General features: G+C 72.2%; 24 protein-coding genes and 1 tRNA gene. 6 read left to right on the top strand and 19 right to left on the bottom strand.

The features are described 5' to 3' along the window. Positions 1 to 33: 33 nt before the first annotated feature. From AB7F12_RS06230 to AB7F12_RS06170, 13 genes are all read right to left on the bottom strand, one after another. Entirely contained in the window at positions 34 to 1,260 is a 1,227-nt protein-coding gene (locus AB7F12_RS06230; RefSeq protein WP_428498774.1) for an MCE family protein, read from the bottom strand. Further along, on the bottom strand, positions 1,257 to 2,531 hold the full coding sequence (locus AB7F12_RS06225) for an MCE family protein (protein ID WP_428498775.1): 1,275 nt from the start codon (positions 2,529 to 2,531) through the stop codon (positions 1,257 to 1,259). Before AB7F12_RS06225 ends, AB7F12_RS06230 begins: the two co-directional genes overlap by 4 nt. Continuing rightward, the gene (locus AB7F12_RS06220; RefSeq protein ID WP_428498776.1) at positions 2,528 to 3,823 is read right to left on the bottom strand and encodes an MCE family protein; all 1,296 of its coding nucleotides are present in this window, start codon (positions 3,821 to 3,823) and stop codon (positions 2,528 to 2,530) included. The genes AB7F12_RS06225 and AB7F12_RS06220 overlap by 4 nt, the downstream gene beginning before the upstream one ends. Beyond that, positions 3,817 to 4,782: an MCE family protein gene (locus AB7F12_RS06215; RefSeq protein WP_428498777.1), complete on the bottom strand. Its 966-nt coding sequence runs from the start codon at positions 4,780 to 4,782 to the stop codon at positions 3,817 to 3,819. The genes AB7F12_RS06220 and AB7F12_RS06215 overlap by 7 nt, the downstream gene beginning before the upstream one ends. Then, on the bottom strand, positions 4,779 to 5,924 hold the full coding sequence (locus tag AB7F12_RS06210; protein ID WP_428498778.1) for an MCE family protein: 1,146 nt from the start codon (positions 5,922 to 5,924) through the stop codon (positions 4,779 to 4,781). Before AB7F12_RS06210 ends, AB7F12_RS06215 begins: the two co-directional genes overlap by 4 nt. Next, on the bottom strand, positions 5,921 to 7,282 hold the full coding sequence (locus AB7F12_RS06205) for an MCE family protein (RefSeq protein WP_428498779.1): 1,362 nt from the start codon (positions 7,280 to 7,282) through the stop codon (positions 5,921 to 5,923). Before AB7F12_RS06205 ends, AB7F12_RS06210 begins: the two co-directional genes overlap by 4 nt. Then, complete coding sequence (locus AB7F12_RS06200) at positions 7,279 to 8,118, bottom strand: MlaE family ABC transporter permease (RefSeq protein WP_428498780.1); 840 nt, start codon at positions 8,116 to 8,118, stop codon at positions 7,279 to 7,281. The genes AB7F12_RS06205 and AB7F12_RS06200 overlap by 4 nt, the downstream gene beginning before the upstream one ends. Before the next feature lie 2 nt (positions 8,119 to 8,120). Next, the gene (locus tag AB7F12_RS06195) at positions 8,121 to 8,900 is read right to left on the bottom strand and encodes an MlaE family ABC transporter permease (RefSeq protein WP_428498781.1); all 780 of its coding nucleotides are present in this window, start codon (positions 8,898 to 8,900) and stop codon (positions 8,121 to 8,123) included. Then, complete coding sequence (locus tag AB7F12_RS06190; RefSeq protein ID WP_428498782.1) at positions 8,900 to 9,961, bottom strand: ABC transporter ATP-binding protein; 1,062 nt, start codon at positions 9,959 to 9,961, stop codon at positions 8,900 to 8,902. Before AB7F12_RS06190 ends, AB7F12_RS06195 begins: the two co-directional genes overlap by 1 nt. Positions 9,962 to 10,063: 102 nt before the next feature. Next, positions 10,064 to 11,035: an oxygenase MpaB family protein gene (locus AB7F12_RS06185; RefSeq protein WP_428498783.1), complete on the bottom strand. Its 972-nt coding sequence runs from the start codon at positions 11,033 to 11,035 to the stop codon at positions 10,064 to 10,066. Further along, the gene (locus tag AB7F12_RS06180; protein WP_428498784.1) at positions 10,995 to 11,969 is read right to left on the bottom strand and encodes a R2-like ligand-binding oxidase; all 975 of its coding nucleotides are present in this window, start codon (positions 11,967 to 11,969) and stop codon (positions 10,995 to 10,997) included. Before AB7F12_RS06180 ends, AB7F12_RS06185 begins: the two co-directional genes overlap by 41 nt. Before the next feature lie 9 nt (positions 11,970 to 11,978). Further along, entirely contained in the window at positions 11,979 to 13,085 is a 1,107-nt protein-coding gene (locus AB7F12_RS06175) for an NDMA-dependent alcohol dehydrogenase (RefSeq protein WP_428498785.1), read from the bottom strand. A 204-nt stretch (positions 13,086 to 13,289) separates the two neighbouring features. Next, on the bottom strand, positions 13,290 to 14,531 hold the full coding sequence (locus tag AB7F12_RS06170; protein ID WP_428498786.1) for a sensor histidine kinase: 1,242 nt from the start codon (positions 14,529 to 14,531) through the stop codon (positions 13,290 to 13,292). A gap of 22 nt (positions 14,532 to 14,553) precedes the next feature. Here AB7F12_RS06170 and AB7F12_RS06165 point away from each other — a divergent pair, with 22 nt between their 5' ends. From AB7F12_RS06165 to AB7F12_RS06155, 3 genes are all read left to right on the top strand, one after another. Continuing rightward, positions 14,554 to 15,210 carry a response regulator gene (locus AB7F12_RS06165; RefSeq protein WP_428498787.1) on the top strand — a complete coding sequence of 219 codons (657 nt, stop codon included), beginning with the start codon at positions 14,554 to 14,556 and terminating at the stop codon, positions 15,208 to 15,210. Between the two features lie 94 nt (positions 15,211 to 15,304). Next, on the top strand, positions 15,305 to 15,715 hold the full coding sequence (locus tag AB7F12_RS06160; protein ID WP_428498788.1) for a sterol carrier protein: 411 nt from the start codon (positions 15,305 to 15,307) through the stop codon (positions 15,713 to 15,715). 79 nt (positions 15,716 to 15,794) lie between these two features. After that, positions 15,795 to 16,058, top strand: a complete 264-nt coding sequence (locus tag AB7F12_RS06155) for a hypothetical protein (protein ID WP_428498789.1) — start codon at positions 15,795 to 15,797, stop codon at positions 16,056 to 16,058. On the opposite strand, the gene AB7F12_RS06150 is transcribed toward AB7F12_RS06155, so the two are convergent. Continuing rightward, entirely contained in the window at positions 16,010 to 16,282 is a 273-nt protein-coding gene (locus AB7F12_RS06150; protein ID WP_428498790.1) for a hypothetical protein, read from the bottom strand. The genes AB7F12_RS06155 and AB7F12_RS06150 overlap by 49 nt on opposite strands. Positions 16,283 to 16,344: 62 nt before the next feature. On the opposite strand from AB7F12_RS06150, the gene AB7F12_RS06145 reads away from it, so the two are divergent. Both AB7F12_RS06145 and AB7F12_RS06140 read left to right on the top strand, forming a co-directional pair. After that, the gene (locus AB7F12_RS06145) at positions 16,345 to 17,820 is read left to right on the top strand and encodes a PLP-dependent aminotransferase family protein (RefSeq protein WP_428498791.1); all 1,476 of its coding nucleotides are present in this window, start codon (positions 16,345 to 16,347) and stop codon (positions 17,818 to 17,820) included. Between the two features lie 79 nt (positions 17,821 to 17,899). Next, a complete protein-coding gene (locus tag AB7F12_RS06140; protein WP_428498792.1) occupies positions 17,900 to 18,988 on the top strand; it encodes a CaiB/BaiF CoA transferase family protein in 1,089 nt (362 codons plus the stop codon). A gap of 155 nt (positions 18,989 to 19,143) precedes the next feature. On the opposite strand, the gene rplA is transcribed toward AB7F12_RS06140, so the two are convergent. The 5 genes from rplA to AB7F12_RS06115 form a co-directional block, all read right to left on the bottom strand. Beyond that, positions 19,144 to 19,866: a 50S ribosomal protein L1 gene (rplA, locus tag AB7F12_RS06135; RefSeq protein ID WP_428498793.1), complete on the bottom strand. Its 723-nt coding sequence runs from the start codon at positions 19,864 to 19,866 to the stop codon at positions 19,144 to 19,146. A 71-nt stretch (positions 19,867 to 19,937) separates the two neighbouring features. Next, on the bottom strand, positions 19,938 to 20,372 hold the full coding sequence (gene rplK, locus AB7F12_RS06130) for a 50S ribosomal protein L11 (protein ID WP_428498795.1): 435 nt from the start codon (positions 20,370 to 20,372) through the stop codon (positions 19,938 to 19,940). An 82-nt stretch (positions 20,373 to 20,454) separates the two neighbouring features. After that, complete coding sequence (gene nusG, locus AB7F12_RS06125; RefSeq protein WP_428498796.1) at positions 20,455 to 21,366, bottom strand: transcription termination/antitermination protein NusG; 912 nt, start codon at positions 21,364 to 21,366, stop codon at positions 20,455 to 20,457. 76 nt (positions 21,367 to 21,442) lie between these two features. Continuing rightward, positions 21,443 to 21,778, bottom strand: a complete 336-nt coding sequence (secE, locus tag AB7F12_RS06120) for a preprotein translocase subunit SecE (RefSeq protein WP_428498797.1) — start codon at positions 21,776 to 21,778, stop codon at positions 21,443 to 21,445. An 84-nt stretch (positions 21,779 to 21,862) separates the two neighbouring features. After that, a tRNA-Trp gene (locus AB7F12_RS06115) sits at positions 21,863 to 21,938 on the bottom strand. Positions 21,939 to 22,195: 257 nt separating this feature from the next. Here AB7F12_RS06115 and AB7F12_RS06110 point away from each other — a divergent pair. Continuing rightward, positions 22,196 to 23,425, top strand: coding sequence for a pyridoxal phosphate-dependent aminotransferase (locus AB7F12_RS06110; RefSeq protein WP_428498798.1), 1,230 nt, complete (start codon positions 22,196 to 22,198; stop codon positions 23,423 to 23,425). Positions 23,426 to 23,482 lie beyond the last annotated feature (57 nt).

Below are 23,482 nucleotides of genomic sequence, written 5' to 3'. Positions count from 1 at the left end.
CATCGGGGACTGCGTGCACGCGATCCTGGCCGGTCACGGCTGGAGGATCTGCGCGGGGGTGGTCAGCGGGACGCGCCAGGGGTCAGGGTCGGAGCCGGCCGGAAGGACCTGGCCGGCACCGCCGGCGCGGGTGCCGGGCGGCGGCTCGGGGGTCGAGGCGCGCGGGACGTTCTGCGCGCCGCGGACGTCGCTGGGGCTGCCGGGCGGTTCGGCGCAGTAGGCCTTGTCGTTGACGGGGGTCTCGGACACGTCGTTGCCGGGGCGGCGCCGGGTCGTCTCGTAGCCGGTGGCGCAGACGATGGGGTCGAACAGGTTGACCGCGAGGCCGAGGTGGGCGGTGCCGTCGCCGGGGACGACGGTGTAGCCGGTGGCGACGACGCCGGGGTAGGTGACGAGCAGCTGGCGCAGCCCGGCCTGGCGGGGTTCGGCGACGCGGCTGACCGTCAGCAGGTTGTCGATGACGGTGCCGAGCCCGCTGCCGCTCTCCGACAGCAGCGCCGAGACCTGTTGCGCCGCGCCGGGGCCGGCCTCGACGAGCCGGCGCAGGTCGGGGTCGGAGGTCTTGAGCTGGGCGGCGAGCAGCGCGAGGTTGTGGCTGAAGTCGGTGAACTGGCCGGAGACGTCGTTCTGTGTGGTGAGAACGGTGCGGCCGTCGGCGAGCAGCGCCGTGGTCTGCGGGAGGGCGTCGACGGCGGCGGCGGTGAACTCGTGGGACGAGTCGAGCAGCTGCTGCAGCGGCTGGGCGGTGCCGGTGAACGCGGTGCCGAGCTCGTCGATGACGGTGCGCAGCGAGTCGAGCGGCACGGAGCGGACGAAGTCGTCGAGGCTCGCGACGAGGTCGTCGACGGGCACGGGGACCGACGTGCGGTCGGCGGGGATGACGGACCCGGAGCCGAGCATCGCGCCGCCACCGGTCTGCGGGGTGAGGTCGACGTACTGCTCGCCGATCGCGGAGAGGTTGCGCACGGCGGCGCGCAGGTCGGCCGGGATCTCCGGCGCGGACCTGCGGATGTCGAGGCGGACGTCGACGCCGTCGGGGGTGACGGTGAGGTCGCCGACGCGGCCGACGCTGACGCCGCGGTAGGTGACGTCGGCGCCGGAGAAGATGCCGCCGGAGTCGGCGAGCTTCATCGTGACGGGGTAGGTGGTGGCGCCGAAGACGTTGCCGAGCCCGGCATAGCGGACGCCGACGTACCCGACGCCGAGCAGGGTGACGGCGAGCAGCGCGATGAGCTGCAGCTTGACGGTGCGGGTGATCACCGGCCACCCCCGAGGACGCCGCCGAGCAGCCCGCCGTCGCCGGGGGGCGCGGTGGTGGTGCCCGGCGGGGGGCCGGGCGTCGTGGCGTCGGCGGGCGGGGGTGGGGGCGGCGACGTGTTCGGGGTGTCCGGCGTCAGCGGGGTGGGGACGTCGCCGAGCAGCGGGAACGCGGGGCGGTCGGGGTCGCCGCCGAGGAGCGGGGCCAGCAGCGCGGCTGTTCCCGGGAGCTGGGCGAGCAGTGGGGCGTCGGGTCCGACGAGGGGTTCGCGCGACCGTGACAGGTTGTCGAGCAGGTTCTTGAGGTCGAGGTCGGCGCGGACGTAGAGGTTGGCGTAGTCGCCCGCGAAGGCGGGGACGGCGGCGTCGGTGAACGGGAACGTGCCGAGCATCTGCAGCGAGTTCGGCAGGTCCTGACCGGACTCGGCGAGCTTCGCCAGCGTGGGCTGGAGGGCGCGGAGGTCGGCGACGAGGTCGTCGCGGCTGCGGTCGACGACGTCGGTGGCGACACCGGAGAGCCGGTCGAGGGCCTTGAGCATGTCGACGAGCTGTTCGCGCTGGTCGGACAGCTCCTCGATGCCGGGGCCGAGCTGCTGCAGGGCGTCGGTGAGCTGGCCGCGGCGGTCGGCGAGAATGGCCGAGAGCCGGTTGAGGGAGTCGAGCGCACGGGTGATCTCGGACTTGTGGGCGTCGAGGGTGCCGACGAGCGTGTCCAGGTCGGTCAGCAGCGACCGGATCTCCGGCTCGTTGCCCGACAGGGCCTTGTTGAGCTCGGTGGAGATCGTCTTGATCTGGCCGATGCCGCCGCCGTTGAGCAGCATCGACAGCGCGCCCAGGACTTCCTCGACCTCCGCGGCGCGGCTCGTCGCGGCGAGCTGGATGGTCGCCCCGTCGCGCAGGGTGCCGGTGGCGCCCTGGGTGGGCGGGGCGAGCTCGACGAACTTCTCCCCGAGCAGGCTGGTGGCGCGGACGGTGGCGCGGCTGTTGCCGGGCAGGGTGACGCCGCGGTTGACCTTCACCGTGACCAGGGCGTCCCAGGTGGTGGGGTCGACGCGGATGTCGGTCACGCTGCCGACGGGCACGTCGGCCACCTTCACCAGCGACTGCGGGACGAGGTCTGCGACATCGGCGAACTGGATGGTGACGGTGTACGGGTCGTCCCCGAGGTCGGCGCCGCCGGGGAGGTCGATCCCGCGCAGCCCGTCCGACAGCACCCCGCAGCCCGACAGCAGCAGCGCGGTGGCCCCGAGCAGGGCGACGAGCCGGGCCCTCACCGGCCACCTCCGAGCAGGCCGGGGAGGAGCCCGGGCGCGGTCGTGGTGGTCGTGGCAGGAGGAGGGGTACGGGTGGCGGCGGTCGTGGGAGGGACCGGGGCGAGCGCCAGGCCCGGCGGCGGTTCGACCGGCACGGCCATCGCCGGGAAGGGCGGCACGGTCCCCTGCTGCAGCGAGGTGATGACGGCGGCGGCGCTGGGCAGCGGCACCGCCCCGGAGAGGACCGGTTCGAGGGCGTTGCAGGCGTCGGTCAGGTTGGCCGGGACCGGGCCGGAGCGGCGCAGCATCGTGCACAGGAACAGCACGGGCGGGAACGAGAGCTCGTTGATGTTCGCGCGGGTGTCGAGGGTCCCGGAGGCGCCGTTGTAGGTGTTGGCGAGGTTGCCGACGGCGGTGGGCGCGACGTCGAGGATCTCGGCCAGCGCGCGCTGCTCGTCGGCGAGGACGCCGGTGACCTCGGTCAGCTTGTCGACGTTGGACTTCAGCGCCTCGCGGTTGTCGGCGATGAACTGCTGCACCTCGCCGAGGGCCTGCGACAGGTCGCGCAGCGCGGCCCCGAGGTCCTCGCGCTGGTCGGCGAGGATCGTCGTGACGGAGTCGAGGCGGCCCACGAACTCGCGGACGGTGCCGTCGTTGTTCTTCAGCGTCTCCGTGAACTTCTGCAGCTCGGTGATGGTGCCGAACAGGTCGCCGCTGGAGCCGGCGAGCGTCGTGGACAGGTCGCCGAGGTTGTGGATCGTGTCGTTGAGCGCCTGGCCGTTGCCGGCGAGGTTGGCGGCACCGACGTCGAGCGCGTCGGACACCGCCCCCTGCTTGTTGGCGCCGTCGGGGCCGAGGGCGCGGGCCAGCTCGGTGGCGGTGCGGCTCAGGTCGTCGACGCCGAGCGGGACCGCGGTGCGCTCCAGCGGGATGACGGCGCCGTCGGACATCTCGGGGCCGGACGTCCACACCGGCGTCAGCTGCACGTAGCGGCCGGTGACCAGGCTCGGCGAGATGACGACGGCCTTCACGTCGGCGGGCAGCCTCACGTCGTCGTCGGTGATCGTCATGTCGACGCGCACCTGCGTGCCCTCGGGCGTGACCTTGTCGATGGTGCCGACGGCGACCCCCAGGACCCGGACGGAGTTGTCGTCGAACAGGGCGGAGGCGTTGGTGAAGTACGCGGTGACCTTCCGGCCGGGCGCGCCGGTGACGAGCCAGATGCCCGCGGCGAGCAGCACGGCGACGACCGACACGAGCGCGACGAGCTGCATGCGCGCCTTGTCCCTGGCCCAGTCCGGCATGGTCAGCATCCCCCCGGGTTGAGCGGGCCGATGCTCGGTGTCGGGAGCAGCGCGCAGATGTAGTTGTCGAACCAGCGGCCGCTGCCGACGGCGTTGGCGAACAGCCGCACGAACACGGCCTCCTTCTCCAGCACCTGGGCGAGGTTGTCCTGGTTGCGCGCCAGGACGTCGACGACGCGGTCGAGCGCCTCGAGGGTGGGCCGCAGCTGTTCGGTGTTGTCGGCGACGAGCCCGCGCAGCTGCTCGGACAGCGCGCGGGTGCCCGAGAGCAGCGTGGAGATGGCGTCGCGGCGTTGCTGGAGCTCGCCGAGCAGGAGGTTGCCGTCGGAGAGCAGCGTCTCGATGTCGCCGCGGCGGTTCGCGAGCGTCGTCGACAGGGTGCGGGTGCCGGCGAGCAGGCTGCGGAGCTGGTCGTCGCGGCTCGCGATGGTCGTCGACAGCCGGGTGAGGCCGTCGAGGGCGCCGCGGACCTCGGGCGGGGTGTCGCGGAAGGTGTCGGCCAGCGTGGTGAGGCTCTTCGCGAGCTGGTCGGTGTCGAGCTGGTCGAGGGTGCCGGACAGGCCGTTGAAGGCCTCGACGACGTCGAACGGCGACGCGGTGCGCGAGCGCGGGATCACGGTGTCGGGGTCGAGGTCGTTGCCGCCCTGCGGGTCGAGCGCGAGGTACTTGGCGCCGAGCAGGGTGCGGATGCCGATGGAGGCGGTGGTGCGGTCGCCGAGCCAGGCGTCGTCGACCTGGAAGGTGACGAGGACGTGGTCGCCGTCGAGCTCGACGGCGCGCACCCGGCCGGTCTCGACGCCGGCGATGGTGACCTTGTCGCCCGGCTGCAGGCCCGCAGCCTCGGTGAACTCGGCGGAGTACGTCGTCCCGCCGAACAGCGACGGGCCGTTGAACGCGACCAGCCCGGCGACGAGCAGCACGACGATGCCGATGGTGGCGAGCGCGACGGGGCGCTGGGCGAGCTTCACGAGCCGCCCCCGAGGACGGGGAGGGCCGGCAGGGTCGGCAGCTGCGACGGGATCGGCAGGTTCGACGGGGCCGGCAGCAGCGGCGGGCTCTCGCCGCCGGAGCCGGCCGGGTCGGCCCCGCAGCGCGGTGCGTCGGCCTGGAAGACGGGCAGCTCCTGCGCGGGGACCAGCCCGCCGATGCCGACCGACCCGGAGAGCCCGCACAGGTAGAACTGGAACCAGCTGCCGTAGCTGGCGGCCCGGCCCAGCTTGTTGAGCTTGTACGGGGCGAACTGCAGGAAGTGCTCGATCGTCGGCTCGCCCTGGTTCAGCTGACCCGACAGGTCGCCCAGCGCCACGATGTCCTGCTTCAGCGCCGGGCGTCCCTCCTCGAGCAGCCCCGCCGTGGTGGTCGTCAGGTCGCCGAGGGAGGCGATGGCCTCGCCGATGGGCTTGCGGTCCCCCGCCAGCCCCGACACCAGCTCCCGCAGCGACACGATGAGGCCGTTCAGCTGCTGGTCGTTGTCCGACACCGTCTGCAGCACGGCGTTGAGGTTGTCGACGACCTGCCCGACGACCTGGTCGCGGTCGGCGATCGTGCTGGTCAGCGACGCCGTGCTCGACAGCAGGCTGTCGATCGTCCCGCCCTGGCCCTGCAGGACCTCGACGATCTCCATCGACAGCGTGTTGACCTGCTCGGGGTCGAGCGCGGCGAACAGCGGCTGGAACCCGTTGAACAGGGTGGTCAGGTCGAGCGGCGGCGTCGTGCGCTGCACTGGGATCTCCCCGCCCGGCGGCAGCGGCACCGGGTTGCCGCCGTCGCCCTGCGCCAGCGCCAGGAAGCGCTGCCCGATGAGGTTCTTGTAGAGGACGGCCGCGTGGACCGAGCCGGGCAGCTTCTGGGCGGAGTCGACGCTGAAGTCGACCTGGGCGAACCGGCGGTCGACGATCTCCACCGAGTCGACCGTGCCGACGACGACGCCCGCGATCCGCACGTCGTCGCCCGCGAGCAGGCCCGACGCATCGGTGAACCGTGCGCTGTAGGCGGTGCGTTCACCGCCCTGGGAGTTGGCGATGGTCAGCGCGAGGACCGTGGTGGCCAGGGCGGTGACCAGCGCGAACACCAGGAACTTGACCAGTGGGGCGACGGGGACGCGGCTCACGTCAGCGTCACCTCGCTGCCGCGGTAGAGCGGCCCGACGAGCATGCTGCTCCACGCCGGGACCTGCGCGGGCGAGACACCCTGTTGCGCGGCCACGACCTCGGAGACCATCTGCCGGTCGGCGGGCGAGTTCGCGAGGCCCATGTCCGATCGCCAGGACGCGGGCTCGTTGGTGCGCACGCCCTTCCACGACTGGCTGCCGTCGTAGCTGCTGTAGGTGTTCACGCCGAACGCCTCCGGGGTGCCGACGGGGTTGCCCACCGGCGGCGGCGACGGCCTCGAACCGTCACGGAACGGCCCGTCGGGCGGGGTCTGCGCGCCCGGGTAGGTGATCGGGTAGCAGCGGGGGCCGCGGTCGTCGAGGTAGCGGGGCTCCTCGCCGGGGCTGTACTTGCCCTTGTTGTTGGTGATCTCCAGCGTGATGTGGATGCCGGGCTTGTCGGTGCCCGTGCCGAACGCGTTGTCGGCGAACGGGACCAGCCCGGCCATCTGCTGGAAGAAGCAGGGGAACTCGGGGGCGTAGCGGGCCAGCGACTCCAGCGTCGGCCGGCTCGATGCCGACAGCGCGACGATGTTCTCGCCGTTGGCCCGCAGGAAGCCGGTGAGGTCGTCGGACGCCGCGGTGACCGACGACGCGAACGCCCGCAGGTTCGCGCTCTCGTCGACCAGCGTGCGGCTCGTCGTCGTCAGGTCGTCGAGGGCGGCGAGCAGGTCGGGCGCGGCACCGTTCAGGTTGTCGGCGTAGTCGGCGAGCTGGGTGATGTCGGCCGTGAGGTCGGGCAGGCTCGGGTTGAGGCCCTTCACCAGCGTGTTCAGCTGCACCAGCGTCCGGCCCAGCTCCTCGCCGCGCCCGGACAGGGACTGCGACAGCGCACCGAGCGTCGTCGCCAGCTTCTGCGGCTCGACGTCGCGCAGCAGCGGCAGCAGCCCGTCGAGGACGCGTTCGAGCTCGCGCGCGGCCTGGGTGCGGTCCTCGGGGATGACGTCGCCCGCCTGCAACGACCGGCCCGTCGACGCCGCGGGCGGCACCAGCGACACGTACTTCTCGCCGAACAGCGTCTTGGGCAGCAGCCGCGCGGACACCCCCGCCGGGACCGCGCCGATCTTGTCGGGGTCGAGGCTCATGCTCACGGTGACGACGCCGCCGCTGGTGGAGATGTCGTCGACCTGCCCGACGACCATGCCGCGGACCTTCACGTCGGCGCGCGCCGACAGCTGGGTGCCCGCCTTGTCGACCTGCAGCGTCACCGGCACACCCGACCGGAACGCCCCCGCGTACTTCGCGACGGCGAGCCCGACCATCAGCGCGATCACCGCGACGAACGCGACGCCCTGCAGCACCTTGCGGGTGGACCTCATCCGGCCACCTGCACCGACGTCGACGTCCCGTAGATCACCAGCGTCAGGAAGAAGTCGAGGATCGCCGTCGACACGATCGACAGCCGCACCGCCCGGCCCACCGCGACGCCGACGCCGGCGGGCCCGCCCCTGGCGCGGTAGCCGTAGTGGCAGTGGATCAGGATGATCACCGTGGCGAACACGATGACCTTCAGGTAGGAGTACAGGACGTCGCTGACCGGTAGGAACAGGTCGAAGTAGTGGTCATAGGTGCCGCCCGGCAGCCCGTTGACCACGGTGACGTTGAGCCGGGACGCGGCGAAGCTGGCCAGCAGGCCGATCGTGTACATCGGGATGACGGCGACGATCCCCGCGAGGACGCGCGTCGTGACCAGGAACGGCACGCTCGGCACCGCCATGACCTCGAGCGCGTCGACCTCCTCGGAGATGCGCATCGCGCCGAGCTGCGCGGTGAACCCGGCGCCGAGCGTCGCGGTGAGCGCGGCCGCGGCGACCAGCGGTGCGATGTCGCGGGTGTTGAAGTACGCGGTGATGAAGCCGGTGAGGGCCTCGACGCCCAGCGAGTCGAGCGCGCGGAAGCCCTGCAGGCCGACGAGCGAGCCGACGAACAGCGACAGCGCCGCCATCACGCCCGCCGTGCCGAGGATGACGATCAGCGCCCCCGACCCGAAGCTCACCTCGGCCAGCAGCCGGGCGATCTCCTTGCGGTAGCGGCGCAGCGTGCGCGGGATCCACGCGATGGCCCGCGCGTACAGCGACAGCTGGTCGCCGAGCTCTTCGAGCTGGTCGAGCGGACCGCGCAGCACCCGCCGCGCCCGCACCCCCAGGTTCGCCACGCTCAGACCCCCTTCGGCGGGACGATCTGCAGGTACAGGGCCGTGAGCACGAGGTTGATCAGGAACACCAGCACGAACGAGATGACGACGGCCTGGTTCACCGCGTCGCCGACGCCCTTCGCACCCGGCGGTGGGTTGAGTCCGCGGTACGCCGCGACGACACCGGCGGTGAACCCGAACAGGGCGGCCTTGATCTCCGACACCACGATGTCGGACACCTGCGCGATCGCGGAGAAGCTCGCGATGTAGGCGCCCGGCGTCCCGCCCTGGACGACGACGTTGAAGAAGTAGCCGCCGCCGACCCCGACGACCGTCGCGAGCCCGTTGAGCACGACGGCCGTGACCGTCATCGCGAGCACCCGCGGCACGACGAGCCGCTGGATCGGGGAGATGCCCAGCACCTCCATCGCGGCGATCTCCTCGCGGATGGTGCGGGCACCCAGATCGGCACACACGGCGCTGCCGCCGGCGCCGGAGATCAGCAGCGCCGTGACGATCGGCGCAGCCTGCTGCACGATCGCGAGCACGTTGCCCGCCCCGGTCTGGCTCTGCGCGCCGAACTGGCGGGTCAGGTCGGCCAGCAGCAGCGCGATCGTCGCGCCGAACGGGATGGTGAACAGCGCCGTCGGCAGCGCCGAGACCTTGGTGACGAACCAGGTCTGCTCGATGAACTCGCCCAGCTGGAACGGCCGCCTGAACGTCATCCGCACGACGGAGGCACCGAGGGCGAACAGGTTCCCGACCGGGGTCAGCGCCCGGGAGACGAGGGTGGGGGCGGTCATCAGGAGCGGTGCCGCCCGTTCGAGTCGTCGGCAGGGTTCTCGACGACGGGGAGCTGCGTGGTGGGTTGGTCCACTGCCCGCATCCACTGCGTCGGCGCCTCGTCGGTGTACGACGCCCGGATCGCGTCCTGTGCCGCCACCGGGAGGGTGTGCATCATCGACTCGACCCGCTCGCGGCGCCTGCCGACGGCGCGCCGCTGCGGCAACCCTGCCGTGGGCTCCAGCTGCGGCTTGAGCGGTGGCAGCCCGGCCAGGTCGCCCGCCTCGGCCAGCTCCCGCTCGGCCTGCGCGGTGTCCTTCTCCTCGCTCATCCCGATCGGGCCCTGCCTGCGCCCGTTGAGGAACTGCGCGACGACCGGTTCCTCGCTGGTGAGCAGGACCTCCCGCGGCCCGAACATCGCGAGGTGCTTGCGGTAGAGCATCCCGATGTTGTCGGGGACGGTCTGCGCGGTGTTGATGTCGTGGGTGACGATCAGGAACGTCGCGTCGGTCTGCGCGTTGAGGTCGATGATCAGCTGGTTGAGATAGGCGGTGCGGACCGGGTCCAGACCCGAGTCGGGCTCGTCGAACAGGATGATCTCCGGGTCGAGCACGAGGGCCCGGGCCAGGCCGGCCCGTTTGCGCATGCCGCCGGAGATCTCGCCGGGCAGCTTCTTCTCGTCGCCGGTGAGGCCCACCATCGCCATCTTCTCGGCGACGATGTCGGCGATCCTCGCCTCGGAGAACCTCGTGTGCTCGCGCAGCGGGAACGCGATGTTGTCGTACAGGTTCATCGACCCGAACAGCGCGCCGTCCTGGAACAGCACCCCGAACAGCTTGCGCAGCTCGTACAGCCGCGTCTCCGAGCACCGCACCAGGTCGGTGTCGTGGATGACGATCGAGCCCTGCTCCGGCTTGAGCAGCCCGATCAGCGTCTTCAGGAACACCGACTTGCCGGTGCCCGAGGGGCCCAGCAGCACGCTCACCTCGCCCGGGGGGAGCGTCAGTGACACGTCGGACCAGATGTTCGCGCGCCCGAAGGACTTCGACAGCCCGTCGACCTTGACCTCGACACCCGGCACGCGGCGCGCCTCCATTCGACCATGAACGCGATAGGCCGCGGCGAGTGCTGGGAGCGCGCAAACGGCTACCGACAACCCGTCAACGAGGCTGGTCGAGGTGGGTTACTGACGAGTTGTGGTCCCGTCGCCAAGTTGGTCCGAACGGAGGGCGTGTTGCGGCCGGGTGCCGGATTCGTCGACGCCCTGCGTCACCGGACACCCCATCGGGCACGTCCCGAGTCCCCCGACGGTGAAGCCGTCCGGGTAGCTGCGTACCCCCGGGAGATCCCGGAACATGCGGGGCGCCTTCCGTACCGGCATGAACCGGACGAACCGACCACGGAGGCGCAAAGCCATGCGCGACAACGCCTCCACCACCCGCGGCGGCGACCGGTACGCCAACGCCCGGCGCAGAGGCTCGTCCATCAACGACCGGGCGAACGCGTCCACGACCGGACCCGGCGCCAGCTGGTTCGGCGGGAACGTCGCCAGCAGCGCGAGCGTCGAGTCCGCCACCGAACGCGCCCCGGGGTCGTAGTCGAAGTGCTCGGCCTCGTAGGCGTCGAGCAGGACGGCGAACTCCTGCCACGTCGCCGGCACGTCCGGGATGCCTATGTGCCGGCCCAGCTCGCGGTAGTAGTTCGCCGACGCCGCCTTCTCCGCCTCCGTCAGCCGCCGCCACCCGTACGCGTCGAGCCAGCGGATCGGCGTCACCACGAACGTCGACAACACGTAGCGCATGTCGTCGTCGGAGATGTCGTAGGAACGGTGCATCCGGTTGATCCGGCGGATCGCGTCGCGGCCCTCGCCGTCGAAACCGTGCTCCAGCACCGCCTCCAGCAGCAGCCCGGTGTCGTCGTAGCGCTTCTGGACACGCCCGGTGAACTCCTCCGTCGCGTGCAGCAGCTTCCCGATCGACGGCACCGCGTAGGTCCGGAACAGGGCGAAGCTCAGCGCCTGGTTGACGTCCCACGGGAACTCGTGGAGCGCCAGCTGCCGGTAGATCTCGTGGAAGTCCGTATCCGGGTCCAGCCGGGCCAGCGCGTCACGCCGCTCATACCGCTGCCGCAGCCAGCTCACGGGAGTCCTCGACATGGAACCGCTCCTCCAGGGCCTCCGGCGAGGCGTCGACGTCGATCACCGCGAGATCGGCACCGCGCGCCGCCTCGATGGCCCCGAGGCGGCGCCCCAGCTTGTCCATGGCGTACTCGGCGAGCTCGTTCATGTCGACGCCGAAGGGCACCTGCCCACCGTCGGCCTCGACCTTGTCGAAGGTCCCCGTCACGACACCCATCGACGGCACGATCAGCTCCTGCATCCGCTCGTCGACCACGTCGTACATCGCGTCGTCGGCGGCGACATGGCGGCGGCACGTGAACGTCCCCCACGCCATGTGACGCCGCTCGTCGTCACCGATGTGCCTGATGACCTGCTGCATGCCGGGCAGGATGCCCCGGCTCGTGCAGATCTTCGCCCAGGTGAAGTAGCCCGTGAGCGCGAGCGTCCCCTCCACGATGTGGTTGTAGGTCACCGACGCCCGCACCTGGTTGCGCGGCGACGGGTCGTCGGCCAGCGCGTACAGGCTGGCCGGGAGCTCCTTCGTGAAGATCTCCATGTAGTGCTCGTTGAACTCGATGTAGGAGTGCAGGTCGTCGGTCATCCCGACGGCGTCGAACCAGCGCCGGAACGCGTCGGTGTGCTTGGCCTCCTCGAACACGAACTGCGTCAGGTACATCTCGTCGGCCAACCGGCCCTCGGCGGCCATCGCGGCGACGAACGGCTGCAGGTCCTGCGTCACCGACTCCTCCCCCGCCATGAACTGCGCCGCCAGGGCGAAGGTCCACCAGCGCTCGTCGTCGGTCATCGCGGCGACGTCGCGGGCGTCCTGGGCGAAGTCGATGTCGGCCGGATTCCAGTGCCGGGCGTTGCCCTTGGCGAACAGCCGCATCGGGAAGGAGTCCCGGTTGAGGCCGCCCCTGCCGAGGCTCGCGAAACCGCTGCGCTTGCCGTGCTCGATGCTGCGCTGCATCTCTCCCCCTCAGAACCTGATGAGCCCGCGGATGTTGCGGCCCGCGCGCATGTCGTCGTAACCGCGGTTGACGTCCTGCAGCGCGTACTCGGCCGTGACCAGCTCGTCGAGCTTGAGCTGCCCGAGGTTGTACAGCTCCAGCAACCGCGGGATGTCGTGCTGGCTGTTGGCGCTGCCGAACATCGCGCCCTTGACCTGCTTCTCGTAGACGGTCAGGTCGAGCAGCGACATCGTCGCCGTCTCCTGCTCGTGCGGCGCCAGCGCCGTCACGACCACGCGACCACGCTTGCCGACGAGCTCGAGCGCCGGCTGGATCATCTCGCCCTCGGCGACGCCCGTCGTGATGATCGCGGCGTCGGCGAGGCGGCCGCGGGTGAGCTCCGAGACGAGCTCCCACGCGACGTTCAGGTCGGGCGCGGTGTGGGTCGCCCCGAACACGGCCGCCCGGTCCCGCTTGAACTCCACCGGATCCACGGCGACGACGTAGCGGCAGCCCGCGATCCGCGCACCCTGGATCGCGTTGGCCCCGACGCCACCGGCGCCGATCACCACCGCGGTGTCGCCGGCCCGTAGGTCGGCCGTCCTCGTCGCCGAGCCGTAGCCCGTCGTGACGCCGCAGCCGACCAGGGCGGCCAGGTGCAGCGGGAAGCCCTCGTCGATCGGCACGACCGACTTCACCGGGACGACCGTGTGCGTCGCGAACGTCCCGAGCAGGCACATCTGCCCGATGTCGTCGTCGCCGGCGTGGAAGCGGTACGTCCCGTCGAGCTGTGGGCCCAGCGTGGCACCGGCGCCGTCGTCGCACAGGTTGGTGATGCCGCGGACGCACCACGTGCACCGCCCGCACGACGGCAGGAACGCGAGCACGACGGGATCGCCGACCGCGACCTCGGTGACGCCCTCGCCCAGCGCGGCGATCCGCCCCGCGCCCTCGTGCCCGCCGACGATCGGCAGCCCCACCGGGAGCTGACCCGTCACCAGGTGCTCGTCGGAATGGCAGAGCCCGCTCGCGGTCAGCTCGACGAGAACCTCACCCGGGCCCGGCGGATCGAGGTCGACCTCGCCGACCTCCCATTTCCCCCCGACCTCCCACAGCACCGCTGCCGTCGTCCGCATGGCGGGAAGCATGACGCGCATCACCGTCGGCGCGCACGGGTTCGCCCGCGCCTGCGCTGACCCGCGGGTGCCACCACCCGTCCGCGTGACGCCCTGGCCCGATCCGCTGCGTGCCGCAGGTCGGGGCGAGGTTGCGGCCGATCGTTCGCGCGCAACCTCACGGTCGTCCGGGCGCTCCGGGAGGACCGTGAGGTTGCGCGCGCCTCAGCCCGGGGGGAGCGGGAGGGTCAGTCGCGCGAGGAGGCCGCCGCCGTCGCGGGGCAGCAGGGTCAGCTCGCCGTCCATCGACGCCACGAGTGCCTCGACGATCCACAGCCCCAGCCCCGCGGTGCCGCGCCGCTCCCCCAGCGCGACGCCCCTCGCGGTGACGATGCCCTCCTGACCTACGGGAAGGCCCGGGCCGCGATCACGGACCTCGGCGCTCAGCCGGCCGCCGTCGTAGCGGAGGACGAGCTCCACCGGGGCGTCGGCGCCGTGGCGGGCGGCGTTCTCGACGAGGTTGGTGAGCAGCCGCCGCAGGCGTTGCGGGTCGGCGCGGACAGCGGCATCGGCAGGCCGGACGCTCGCGACCCGCCGCGCGGGGTCGACACCGGCGGCGTCGAGGACGGCGTCGGCCAGCTCGGCCAGCGGCACCGCGCGGTCACGGACCCGTCCCAGCGGGCTGCCGTCGGTCAGCGCCAGGTCGGCGAGCCCGTCGAGCATGTCGCCGAGGTGGGTGGCGTGGTCGGCGAGCAACGTGAGGGCGCGGTCGCGGGCGGCCCCGTCGAGGCGGCCGGCAGCGAGGTCCGCGGCCAGCGCGGACAGCGACGCCACCGGCGTGCGGAACTCGTGGACGACGACGCGGACACCGTCGAGGCGGGCACGCTGGGTGGCGACGAGCCGGGTCCGCAGGGCGCGTTCGGCCTCGGCCGCGCGCGCCTGCCGCTCCAGCAGCCGCACGAGCACCCCGACGAGCACCACGACGAGCACCAGGAAGCCCGTCCACCAGGCGCCGGCGAGGACCCGTTCGAGGACGGGGACGTCGGCGTCGGACCCGACGACGGCGGCGACCGTGTACGCCAGTCCCAGCAGCAGCGCGCCGACCCGGCCGGCGGCGGCCCCTCCTCGCACGGCCGCGGCGATCGCCACCAGCGGCAGGGCCGCGACCATGATGCTCGCGGCGCCGCCGGTCCACGCGCAGCCGACGACGACGAGCAGCCCGTCGACGACCGTCACCAGCCACGGCGGGAGCAGGGGGCGCCCGCGCCAGGTGGCGACGATCTGGGCGACGGCGTACCCGGCGGTCGCGGCGACGAGAACCCATGCGGCGGTGAGCATCCCGCGCGCCAGCTGCGGCCCGATGACGAGCGCGAGCCCGACGGCGGCCACCACGAGCAGGCGCAGGACCGACGTCGTCCACTGCTCGTCGGTGGCCCGGTCGTGCGGGCTGTCCTGCCGCGGATGCACGGGCCGACAGTAGGGTCACGCCGTGCAGGACGGTCGGCACGTCGTCGTCATCGTCGACGACCACGCCCTCTTCGCCGAGGGCCTGGCGTTGCTGCTGGAGTCGCGCGCGGGGGCGTCCTTCGTCGTCGCCGGGTCGGCGACGGCGGGTGAGGAGGCGGTCGCGCTCGTCGGGAGACACGGCGCGGACATCGCGATCGTCGATCTCGCGCTGCCCCCGCTGGGTGGGGTGGAGACGATCCGCCGGGTCAAGGCGGCGTACCCGGCGACGCGGGTGCTGGCCTTGTCGGGCACCGAGGACCTGGAGCTGGCCGTCGCGGCGCTGCGCGCGGGTGCCGACGGCTACCTGGGCAAGTCGGCCGATCCGCAGGTACTGGTGGCGCCGCTGCTCGCGCTGGTGGCGGGGGTGCGGGTCGTGCGTGCGGAGCTGCTCGACGCGCTGCTCGTCGCCGCCGACCGGACGGCCGACGGGTTGCTGGAGCGACTCTCCGAACGCGACGTCGAGCTGTGGACGATGCTCGCCCGCGGGTGCGAGACCAGCGAGATCGCGCGGCCGTTGCTGGTGAGCGAGCGGACCGCAAAGCGGATGATCGCGTCGCTGCTGCACAAGCTGGGTGCGGCGAACCGGATCGAGGCGGCGGCGCTGGCGGGCCGGGCGGGGTTGTTGGACCACCCGTCGTAGCGGCCCTGCCGGGCCAACCGTGGCCCGGACGTGGAGTCGTGCGCGGACCCGGCGTCGGCCAGACTGCCCGGCAGTCGACGGGAGGAGTCGCGCCGTGGCGGCGTTCGCGAACGAGGACGAGGTCTACCGCTTCCTGGGCGGGGTGTTCCGCATCGGGATGGAGAACCCCGACCTGGTGGCCAAGCTGAAGCCGTCGGGCGTCGTGCTGCGGGTGACCTACACCGACCCGGACGCGGTGATCACCGTCGACATGCCCGGTGCCGAGCTGTACACGGGCGCGGGCCAGGGCCCGACGCCGAACGTCGAGCTGTTCATGACGGCCGACACCGGCAACCGGTTCTGGCTGGGCAAGGTCGTGCTGCCCGTGGCCCTGGCCAAGGGACAGGTGCGGGCGAAGGGCCCCGTCGCGAAGCTGCTGACGGTGCTTCCCCTGGCCAAGGGCCTGTTCGGGCCGTACCGGCAGAGCCTCGAGGAGGCCGGCCGGGACGACCTGCTCAGCGCTTGACGGGGATCGGCATCACCCGTTCCGGTGGCCCGGCCGGTGCGCGCGCCGACGATGCCGATACTCGGCGGCGGAGGCGATCATGGACGTGGTGTGGCTCGACGTGCAGATGTGGACGCCATTGCGCGGCTCCATGCATCCCTTCACCGACATCGAGTGCGACGTCCCGGACCCGGTGCCGGACGTGCCGTTGGTGTGGGAGCGGTGGGCGCTGGATCATCTCGCCGCGGTCGCGAGTCACGACGGATGGCAGCCGGGCCGCTACCACTACACCGCCGAGCGTCGCGACCGTGGCGGTCACGCGGTGGAGGTCTTCGCGCGCGGGTACTGGGAGTGGGGCCCCTGACGCTCACCGGCAGCGCGCTGCGGGCCGGCCTCGTCGCGCTGCGGGCGGACCGCGGCGCGGGCGAGGCGTGCGCCCAGCGCACCGAGGTCGCCGGTGACGGTGTGCCGCCGTGGAGGACTCTTGAACGCGTCGTTGCCGGTGCGTTCGCGGCTGTCGGCGCCGTAGCGGGTGGCCGCGGCTGCGAGGACCGAGAGGACCAGGACGAGAACCAATAGTGTCATCATGCTTCAAGTATGGCTAAAATTGGCCTGGTCCGGTGTAGCCAATTCTCGGAGAGTGGCCCGTCATGCCCCAGGACGACCTGGAACGGCGCATCGGCGCCCACACGTTCGCCCGCATCCTCGGCGAGTGGCGCCCACCGGACGGCCGCGCCCTCGCATCGGCGCTCACCGACCAGATCCGGCTGCTCGTCCTCGACGGCCGCCTCCCCCTCGGCACCCGCGTCCCCGCCGAACGCGAACTGGCGGGCGCACTCGAGGTCAGCCGCACGACCGTCGCCACCGCCTACGAGTCGCTGCGCGAGAACGGGTTCCTGCACAGCCGGCGCGGATCCGGCAGCTGGACCCGGCTCCCCGACGCCCGGCCGGGCGAGCAGGCCCCGCCGCTGGGCGCGTTCACCCCGATCCACGACGACACCGTCCACGACCTCGCCTTCGCCGCCCTGCCCGCACCCCTCGACGCGGTGCGCGCCGCCGCCGCGGCCGCCGTCGGCGACCTCGACGCCCACCTGAGCAACCACGGCTACGACATCACCGGTCTGCCCGTGCTGCGCACCGCCATCGCCCGCCGCTACACCCAGCGCGGCCTGCCCACCACACCCGACCAGATCCTCGTCACCAGCGGGGCGCAGAACGCCATCGCCCTCGTCCTCAACGCACTGGTCACCCCAGGCGACCGGGTCCTCGTCGAGCACCCGACGTACCCCAACGCGCTCGACGCGATCCGGGTCCGCGGCGGCCGGCCCGTCCCCGTCCCCTTCACCGCCGACGGCTGGGACCTCGACCAGGTCACCGCCGGGGTCCGCGACGCCGCACCCCGGCTCGCCTACCTGATCCCGGACTTCCAGAACCCCACCGGTCACCTCATGCCACCCGGCGACCGCGAAGCCCTCGTCGCCCTGGCCCGGCGGACCGGCACCACCCTCGTCATCGACGAGACGCTCAGCGAGCTCCCCCTCTCGGTGCCCCAACCAGCGCCGTTCGCGAGCTACGGCGGCGCCGCGGAGTCGTCACTGGTCATCACGGTCGGCTCGGCGTCGAAGATCTTCTGGGGCGGCCTGCGGGTCGGCTGGCTCCGCGGCCCCGCGGCGACCATCCGCAGACTGGCATCGGTCCGCCCGGCCATCGACCTCGGCGGCGCCGTCCTCGACCACCTCCTCGCCGCCCGGCTGATCGACGACATCGCGACCGTCGCCGACGCCCGCCGCACCGAGCTGCTCGCCGCCCGCGACCACCTCCGCGGCCGGCTCGCCGAGCTGTTCCCCACCTGGACCTCGACACGCCCCGGAGGCGGCCTCAGCCTCTGGCTCGACCTGGGCGCCCCCGCATCGAGCAGGCTGACCTCGGCCGCCCGCCGCCACGGCGTGCTCCTCGCCGCCGGACCCCGGTTCGGGATCGACGGCGCGTTCGAACGCAACCTGCGGCTGCCGTTCACCCTGCGCCGCGACCGCATGGACGCGGCCCTCGACGGCCTCGCCCAGGCCTGGTACGGCCTCGACGGAGCCGTCGTCGCCGGTGACCACGATCCCATCGCCGTCGCGTGAGGCGCGCCCGTCCCTGATCTAGGGTCGGCGCAGAACCTAGGGTCGGTGCAGAGACGCCGGTGCGGACGAAGGAGTCGGTGTGGGCAAGGGGCCGTTGGCAGGACTCAAGGTCGTCGAGCTGGCCGGGATCGGGCCGGGGCCGCACGCGGCGATGATCCTGGCCGACCTGGGCGCCGACGTCGTCCGCATCGACCGTCCCGGTGGACTGCAGCTCGGCGACAGCTCCGCCGACGTGGTGCAGCGTGGCCGCCGCCGCGTCGTCGCCGATCTCAAGGACCCGGCCGGCCGCGAGACCGTGCTGCGCCTGGTCGACCACGCCGACCTGCTCATCGAGGGCTACCGACCCGGCGTCACCGAACGCCTCGGCGTCGGCCCCGACGACTGCCTGCGCCGCAACCCCCGCCTCGTCTACGGCCGCATCACCGGCTGGGGCCAGGAGGGGCCGCTCGCCGAACGCGCAGGCCACGACATCAACTACATCTCCCTGACGGGGGCGCTGCACGCCATCGGCCGCGAAGGCGAACGGCCCGTTCCGCCGCTGAACCTCGTCGGCGACTTCGGCGGCGGCTCGATGCTGCTGCTCGTCGGGGTGCTCGCCGCGCTCTGGGAGGCCCGGAGCTCCGGCGAAGGCCAGGTCGTCGACGCCGCCATGATCGACGGTGCCAGCATCCTCGTGCAGATGGTGTGGTCGCTGCTCGCCCAGAAGCTCTGGACCGACGCGCCCGCCACCAACCTGCTCGACGGGCACGCCCCCTTCTACGACACCTACACCTGCTCCGACGGCCGTCACGTCGCCGTCGGCGCGATCGAGCCACAGTTCTACGCCGCGCTGCTGGAGGGTCTCGGGCTGGCCGGCGAAGACCTTCCGCAGCAGCTGGACCGCGACGGCTGGCCGGTGGTCCGGGCCCGCATCGCCGGGGCGTTCGCCTCAAGGACCCGCGACGAGTGGGCCGACGTCTTCGCCCCGACCGACGCCTGCGTGACCCCGGTGCTGTCGTTCGCCGAGGCGGCCGCGCACCCGCACGTCACGGCGCGGGACACGATCGTCGAGCACGACGGCGTCGCCCAGGCCGCGGCCGCACCCCGGTTCTCCCGCACCCCCGGGGAGGCGGGGTCGACCGGCGCCGAGGCCGTCGACGCCGACGCCATCCTCGCCGACTGGGCCTGACCCCGGGAACGAACCCGCGCGCAACCACACTGCTCCCGCGCGGGCCCGGCACGACCGTCAGGTTGCGCGCGACGACGGCGGTCCGCCGCGACGCCCCGGACACGACGACGCCCCCGCCGCGGGAAGCGGCGGGGGCGTCGGACGAGCGGTGCGCGTCAGGCGCTGGGCGCCTCGTCGACGAGCAGGTTGCGCGTGCGGTTCGGGTCGACCTGGATGCCGGGGCCCGACGTGGTGGAGACGGTGATCTTCTTGATGTACCGGCCCTTGGCGGCCGACGGCTTGGCACGCAGGATCTCGTCCAGCGCGGCGCCGTAGTTCTCCACCAGCTTCTCGGCGTCGAACGACGCCTTGCCGATGACCAGGTGCAGGTTGGCCTGCTTGTCGACCCGGAAGTTGATCTTGCCGCCCTTGATGTCGTTGACGGCCTTGGCGACGTCCGGGGTGACGGTGCCGGTCTTCGGGTTGGGCATCAGGCCACGCGGGCCGAGGATGCGGGCGATACGACCGACCTTGGCCATCTGGTCCGGCGCGGCGATGGCCGCGTCGAACTCCAGCCAGCCACCCTGGATGCGCTCGATCAGGTCCTCGGCGCCCACGACGTCGGCGCCGGCGGCCTCGGCCTCGGCGGCCTTGTCGCCGGAGGCGAAGACGATGACCCGGGCGGTCTTACCGGTACCGTGCGGCAGGTTCACGGTCCCGCGGACCATCTGGTCGGCCTTGCGGGGGTCGACGCCCAGGCGCATCGCAACCTCGACCGTCGCGTCCTGCTTGGACTCGGCGGAGGTCTGCTTGGCCAGGCCGGCGGCCTCGAGCGGGGTGTAGAGCCGGTCGCTGTCGATCAGCTCTGCGGCCTTGCGGTAGTTCTTGCTGCGCTTCATCTCTGTCCTTCAGTCCTGGTCAGATCGTGGTACGAGCCGCGCAGGCTCTCCCACAACTGCGGGGTGGCTTCTCAGCCCTTGACCGTGATGCCCATCGAACGCGCGGTGCCGGCGATGATCTTCGCGGCGGCGTCGATGTCGTTAGCGTTGAGGTCGCGCATCTTCGTCTGGGCGATGTCGCGGACCTGCGCCATGGTCACCGTGGCGACCTTCTTCGTGTGCGGCTCGCCGGAGCCCTTCTCGACGCCCGCGGCCTTGAGCAGCAGCTTGGCGGCGGGAGGCGTCTTGAGCTCGAAGGTGAACGAGCGGTCCTCGTACACCGAGATCTCGACGGGCACGACGTCCCCACGCTGCGACTCGGTCGCGGCGTTGTACGCCTTGCAGAACTCCATGATGTTGACGCCGTGCTGACCCAGCGCGGGGCCGACCGGCGGCGCCGGCGTGGCTCCGCCGGCCTTGATCTGCAACTTGATGATCGCGGAGAGCTTCCGCTTCTTGGGAGGCATTTCTGTTTCCTCTTCGATCCCTGCTCGGGGTGCGCCGCGGACCTGCCTGCCGGGGCGCGAGTTCAGTGGGTGCCGGGCGGCCTCAGATCTTGGAGACCTGGCTGAAGCCCAGCTCGACGGGCGTCTCGCGACCGAAGATCGAGACGAGCACCTTGAGCTTCTGGGCGTCGACGTTGACCTCGTTGATCGTCGCGGGCAGCGTCGCGAACGGGCCGTCCATGACGGTGACCGACTCGCCGACCTCGAAGTCGACCTCGACCGTCGCCTTGCCGGGCGTCGCGGCGGCGCCACCGGACTTGGCGGCGTCCTTCTTCGCGGGCTCGGTCTTGGGCAGCAGGAACTTGAGCACGTCGTCGATCGTCAGCGGCGAGGGCCGCGACGTGGCGCCGACGAACCCGGTGACGCCCGGGGTGTTGCGCACGGCGCCCCACGACTGGTCGTTGAGCTCCATGCGCACCAGGATGTAGCCGGGCAGCACCTTGCGCTGCACCTGCTTGCGCTGGCCGTTCTTGATCTCGGTGACCTCTTCGGTGGGCACCTCGACCTGGTAGATGAAGTCCTCGACGTCCAGGGTCTGCACCCGGGTCTCGAGGTTCGACTTCACCTTGTTCTCGTAGCCGGCGTAGGAGTGCACGACGTACCAGTCGCCGGGGGCGCGACGCAGCGCCTCGCGCAGCTCCTCGGCCGGGTCGGCGTCCTCGTCGACCTCGTCGACCGCCCCGGAGGCGTCGCTGTCGTCGTTCTCGTCGCCCGCTCCGGCCTCGGCGTCGTCGGTGGCCTCGGCCCCGGACTCGTCGCCGGCGTCGGACTCCTCGGACTCGTCGGCGTCGCTCGCGTCATCCGCCGGCTCGGCGTCCACCTCCTGGACGGACGCCGACTCGGCCTCGACGTCGTCGTCACCGGACGAGACGTCGATCACCGCCTCGTCCGCCCCGATCTCGTCGGCGGTGAGGTCGGTGTCGGCTGCTCCGTGGCTGCCGTCTGGGGAGGTCACGTACGTCTCGCTTCCTTCGTCTGCGTGGTCGGCGGCGTCCGGGTGATCCGCCGGCCGGGGTGGTCGGCCACGCTCGTCACGGCCCGAAGACCGCGCCCACCGCCTGGCCGAACACGAAGTCGAACCCGGCCACCAGCGCGACCATGAACGACACGAACACGAGCACGACAATCGTGTAGGTGACCATCTGCTTGCGCGTCGGCCAGATGACCTTGCGCAGCTCGGCGACGACCTCGCGGAGGAACCGGGCCAGCCGGTTCGGGACCGACACCTTGGTGGGCCGGTTGTCACGGACCGGGGTGGCGCGGCCCTTGCCCGCGGCGGACGCACCGGATGCCGCCGCCCGCCGACCACGACGGTCGGCCGCGGTGCTCGGGCGTTCCCGCCCGGACCGGTCCTGCTCCTCGCTCACGCCCGCTGTCCTCCGCCCGCGCCGGGCGCGTGCCGCCCGGCCCTGTCACAACCGTTCGTACTGGTGTCTCCGTGCATGTCGCGATGGCAGGGGTGACAGGACTTGAACCTGCAACCTGCGGTTTTGGAGACCGCTGCTCTGCCAGTTGAGCTACACCCCTATAGCCTGCCCCGAGCGGCTGTGGACCGGCTCGGAACGGGCGAAAGTCGCCACGGCGGACGAGGTCCGGCGATCCTCGGGAACGATCTCCCGCGCGATCTCCGCACACGCACACCGGCACGACGTACCCGGCTCAACGAGTGTACGGCACCCCCCGCAGCGCTTCTGCACCGCACACCTCCCACCCCCCGCGAGGGCCCTGAACAGCGCCGCAAACCCGCTGGCGGGAGGCCCCGAACCGTGGAGGACCATGGCCCCATGGCCACCGCTTCGACCGCGTCGACGACACGGAACCGCATCTCCGCCCGGATCGGGGGCATCGCCGAGTCGGCGACGCTGGCCGTCGACGCGAAGGCGAAGGCACTCAAGGCAGCGGGACGGCCCGTCATCGGTTTCGGCGCGGGCGAGCCCGACTTCCCGACTCCCCCGGCGATCGTCGCGGCGGCGCAGGCCGCCTGCACCGACCCGAAGAACCACCGCTACACCCCGGCCGCCGGGCTGCCGGAGCTGCGCGAGGCGATCGCGGTCAAGACCGGGCGCGACAGCGGGTTCGACGTCACCGCGAGCCAGGTGCTCGTGACCAACGGCGGCAAGCAGGCCGTCTACCAGGCGTTCGCGACGATCCTCGACCCAGGCGACGAGGTCGTGCTGCCCGCGCCGTACTGGACGACCTACCCCGAGGCGATCGCGCTGGCCGGCGGCGTCCCCGTCGAGATCGTCACGGGCCCCGGGTCGGACTACCTGCCGTCGGTCGAGCAGCTCGAGGCGGCCCGCACACCGCGGACCAAGGCGCTGCTGTGGTGCTCGCCGTCGAACCCGACGGGGTCGGTCGCCTCCCGTGAGCTCACCGCGGCGGTCGGCCGCTGGGCCGCGGACAACGACGTCTGGGTCATCACCGACGAGATCTACGAGCACCTCGTCTACGACGGCGCGGAGGCCGCGTCCTTGCCCGTCGTCGTCCCGGAGATCGCCGACCGCACGATCGTGCTCAACGGCGTCGCGAAGACCTACGCGATGACCGGGTGGCGGGTGGGCTGGATGATCGGCCCGGCCGACGTGATCAAGGCGGCGGGCAACCTGCAGTCGCACCTGTCGTCCAACGTCGCCAACGTGTCGCAGCGCGCGGCGCTCGAAGCCGTCTCCGGCCCGCTCGACGCGGTCGCCGAGATGCGCGCGGCGTTCGACCGCAGGCGCCGCACCATCGTCGAGCTGCTCTCGGCGATCCCGGGCGTCCGGTGCCCGACGCCACGCGGCGCGTTCTACGTCTACCCGGACGTGGGTGAGCTGCTCGGCAAGGAGATCCGCGGGACCGTCGCGCACACGAGTGTCGACCTGGCCGCCGCGATCCTGGAGCACGCCGAGGTCGCGGTCGTGCCCGGTGAGGCGTTCGGTACCCCCGGCTTCTTCCGGCTGTCCTACGCCCTGGGCGACGACGACCTGCGCACCGGCGTGACCCGCATGGGCGAGCTGCTGGCCGAGGCGAGGTAGCGGCCACGTCCACGTCGGGTGGGCAGGTACCGGCTCCGGTGCCGCCCACCCGACGGA

The organism is Pseudonocardia sp. (assembly GCF_050250275.1).
Classification (GTDB): domain Bacteria; phylum Actinomycetota; class Actinomycetes; order Mycobacteriales; family Pseudonocardiaceae; genus Pseudonocardia.
The sequence above is the reverse complement of the archived record's forward strand: the minus strand, read 5'-3'. Positions and strand labels throughout refer to the sequence as shown.